This is a genomic window from Sulfobacillus harzensis (assembly GCF_012933365.1).
Lineage (GTDB): Bacteria > Bacillota > Sulfobacillia > Sulfobacillales > Sulfobacillaceae > Sulfobacillus_B > Sulfobacillus_B harzensis.
This window is the reverse complement of record NZ_JABBVZ010000186.1, coordinates 1-3,749: the sequence shown is the minus strand read 5'-3', so window position 1 is coordinate 3,749 and position 3,749 is coordinate 1. Positions and strand designations below refer to the sequence as shown.

The 3,749-nt window shown below is 57.1% G+C and carries 3 protein-coding genes; all 3 read right to left on the bottom strand.

The features are described 5' to 3' along the window. Window positions 1–4: 4 nt before the first annotated feature. The 3 genes from HIJ39_RS21950 to HIJ39_RS21940 are packed head-to-tail and all read right to left on the bottom strand — an operon-like array spanning window position 5 to window position 3,242. The gene (locus HIJ39_RS21950) at window positions 5–1,228 is read right to left on the bottom strand and encodes a BREX system ATP-binding domain-containing protein (RefSeq protein WP_169103175.1); all 1,224 of its coding nucleotides are present in this window, start codon (window positions 1,226–1,228) and stop codon (window positions 5–7) included. Continuing rightward, window positions 1,225–2,418 carry a BREX system ATP-binding domain-containing protein gene (locus tag HIJ39_RS21945; protein WP_169103174.1) on the bottom strand — a complete coding sequence of 398 codons (1,194 nt, stop codon included), beginning with the start codon at window positions 2,416–2,418 and terminating at the stop codon, window positions 1,225–1,227. Before HIJ39_RS21945 ends, HIJ39_RS21950 begins: the two co-directional genes overlap by 4 nt. Further along, on the bottom strand, window positions 2,415–3,242 hold the full coding sequence (locus HIJ39_RS21940; protein WP_169103173.1) for a hypothetical protein: 828 nt from the start codon (window positions 3,240–3,242) through the stop codon (window positions 2,415–2,417). Before HIJ39_RS21940 ends, HIJ39_RS21945 begins: the two co-directional genes overlap by 4 nt. Window positions 3,243–3,749 lie beyond the last annotated feature (507 nt).

The window sequence follows — 3,749 nt, the reverse complement described above, 5'->3', positions numbered from 1 at the left end:
CTCCTTAGTCAAACAGGGCCCGCCGATCGATAAGGTCCGTGTCGGCTGGATCGTCGTCATCCTCGCTCAAATCCACCTCTTTTAGCTGCCCGGCTCTAACCTGAAACCCCTCGACCCCATATTGACGCCACAAGTCTAAAATGCTAATGGCCAGTCGAATCCAAAGCCGAAGCCGCGCATCCATGGTTTCTATGTGCTCACCGACCACTTCATAGAACCGGTCGACGGGAACCGGGGGCGACCAGCTATAGGCCTCTTGATGGAGCTGATAGACCCGTTCCATGAGCTCGCGGATTTGGGCGGCGTTGGGTCGCGATAGGGGGCGGGCGGCCGACAGCTCTTCGAGCGCCACCTGGGCCAGCCGAGCATCGGCCGCATCTTTGGGGCGCGCTAAGAGCCAGGCGGGCGCCTGGTCGAGATCCTTTCGCTGAATAATCACGTCGTTTTGAAAGTTGGCCGCCACCGCCCACACCGAGATGGTCCGCTCGCCCAAGCCCTCCAATATCCGTCCGACGTTGGCATAACTCCGCGCACGCGCCCCCCGCCCGAATTTGCCCATCAACTCCACCTCATCAATCAAGAGCAGCCACCCTTGATAGCCGGCCCGCGTAATGAGCCAGTCGACCAGAGCAAAATACGCGGGAATTTCCTCCCGTATCCGGGAGTGAGAAATCGTTAAGGGCTTGGAGAAATTCTCCCGATGAATGCGTTTTAAGTCGCCGAGGTTCATAAATTGTCCATGCAAGTCCGCCATCAGGGCTTCCATCCCAGCGTTTTGCCGCACCAGGTTATCCAGTAGCGCTCGAACGCGATCGGACAAGGGCACATCTCGGGATTCGGCCAAGAGGTGCGGTCCCCGGAGCGATTCTTCCACAATCGGCTCCAGTCCCGCTTGATTGCTGCCGGGGCGCACCGCATTCAGCACCAGCTTCGGGTAGATGCGGTCGAGACTATCCAACGGTGTTTCTTTGCTCACCGAAATCATACTCACAACCCAGTTTGACTCCCACGCCAACGATGCCAACGCGTGCATGAGATGGGTTTTCCCCTCACCATAGTTGGCCCGGATGACCTGGCCCCAAAGCTTCGGGCGACGACCCTGAGCGACCGTTTCCATGAGCGTTCCCAAGGCCTTTAAGTTCTCTTGGCGGCCAATGGTCATGGCCTCTGCCGTTTCACGATAGGGGATGCCGGACCGAAGCCCTTCAATAATCACCCGTGCACTCACCACACGTGCCCCCTTTCCCCTGGGGTTTGCCAGACCTCCGTGATCAGACGCCGCGGCTGACCCCATTCGAGCCCCAGCGATCCTCCTGAATCCGGAACGAATTCCGCTCCGAGCATGCCTACCACCGCCTCCCGCGACCATGCGTGGCGTAGTTTGATCACAGCCTCCTCATCCCCATCCCACAATCGATCCAGATCAACCATGTCGGAAAACCGGTTGACCTTATTGCTTTGCACTTCGGTCTGGAGGCGTTCCCAAAGTGCCGGATATGACGGAAAGCCTGCCTTTGCCTGATGGAGCGGATCCGCCGTACCCGCCAATATCGTCATCAGGTACGGGGTGAAAGGCGACTCGTCGATCAGTTGACGGAGCATTTCATAGACTTGGTCGCGCGCGCCTTTGGTATAGTACGGTCGCCCATCAAGGCGCGTGGTTAAGGCGACGACATGGACATTGTCCAGCAAGACGAGGAGACCTCGACCGCGAGCGAGGTGCGCCAGCGACGCTAAAGACGCCAAGAGTGCCCGGGCATTCCGCCGGGTCACATTGCTTTTCACCCCGAGAGTCTTCCGCTGACTCGCGCCGAGCTTTTCGCCCTGAAGCCAAAGCGCTGCCGGGGAGTCTTCAGGAACGAGATCCCCGATTTGCTCCTGCATCCAGGTCCGCACGGCCAGTCGAAATTCGGGGTGCCAGTCCGCCCGTCGAAGCCAACGGTCAATCGCTTCTCGGAGGTCGCGCCGTAATAGGGCAGGTACGACTTGGCGTTCAACCTCTCCCCAGGTGATAAAATCGCGGGGATTTCCGTCAAATTCCGGATATCCGAGCTCTTTTCCGATAATCTCGATTAACGTCTCATTGAGGAGGTTCTCCCAATCCACTTGGCCTGCGACCACGCGATAAAGGTCATCAATGGCGGCCACTTTAGTCTTCGCGAAATCGACCCATGCGACCTGATACCCGATCTCTTTAGCCACTAAGCCGAGATGGCGAAGAACATGTGTTTTCCCCGATCCTGGGCGGCCTATCACACATTTGACCTTACCATGTCCTTGATCGACAAACCCCTCTAAATACCACGTGCGCCAAAAACCTTCGATCCCGAGCGGGTCGACAAAGGCCTCCTGAATCACGGCATTCGGCCAGGCAGACGCATCCAGCCAGACTGCGTTAAGGGACCCGTCGCCGTTCATAACGCCTGATCCTCAGGGATAAGTTCCAGCGATCCCAGGTTTTCTTGGCGGCCTCCCGGATGGGTAATGACGATGCCCCGGTTTCTCGACGTGCCAAAATCTAACCGGCGGCCGTCAACCACCATGTGCGGTGAGCGGCGCAAGCGATACACATCGAAGGCAAATTGGTTGAGACTATAGCCGCTCACCCCCGATTTTAAGGCCAAGGTTTGATGGAGCGTGCGCAGGGGAATGGCGCGCCCCGGATCTCGACCCCCTGCTTTATCCTTCAACTCCAGCAATAGAAGGTCATAAGCCCGCACCAATGCTTTCGCGAAGGACGCGGCATTAAATCGCTCCCGGTTTAAGCGATCCCATTCCTTTTCCACCAGCGCTGCCACTGCTTCCGGGTGGAGTGCGCGGACGGTGCGGTTATTAATCATTACCAGCTCATTTGCGAAGTCCACCCTGACCTCAACCGGGAACACCTGAAAGGTGGGGAATTCTCCCTCCACGGGTGGATATCCGCTATGAAAAGCCTTCCGGAAACGTTCCCACCATTCCGTTTGATCGGTACTCTCTAGAGCCACCGCGTAACGTGCGAGCTTCCCTGAAACCTCTTCGGCCAGAGCTTGGGCCTCGAACGACAAGCGTCCCACGTCCTCCAACTGCTTTCTCAAATCCAAGAGGTTCATCACCGTGATCTGCCCGCCGATTTTCTTGAGGCGACCAAGCTTTTCCGCCAATTTGGCCAAATCCTTTAGTCCAGGCCCGATTTGCTGTTCAAATCCTGACACGCCATGAATGGTTTCCTCCGTTGCTGATGCGATAAACTCGTTGTCCATGGTCCGCCCCCTTCATCCGACTCTTTCCCAATCAATTCGAGTTATGTCGAAAAACTCCTGCCTCATCCAATCACTTCCACATGGATCGATGCCGATGATTCGCCGGGGAGCGTAGTTCCGCGTAACACCTAACCCAAGGCCTTCTCGGAGGCGGACGGCAAAGATTCAGGCGTCCATCGCTGACATCGACCTCCGTTAGGACGAGATTCTTCAGGGTGCGCGCCTCTTAGCACCGACTTTTGGGGAACACTGACAACTCAACCCCATTCGGCCACGCCATCTCGTCTACTGAGGGGAAGTGACGCCCGGCCATTCCATACCCAAGCTGAGATCCCTTTTCCCCGGGTGGTAAATGAATCTTGACGCTCATTCACCTACTTCGTCCTCCCTCACGACATAAAAAGGGGCTGACTCAGAAGGTACCTGGGCAGTGATGCCGTCCCTAAAATGTGCCCGTTTTGCCCCGGTTAGTGGAGGAAGCGGGTCATCTTCCTCCCTGTTTTCGGG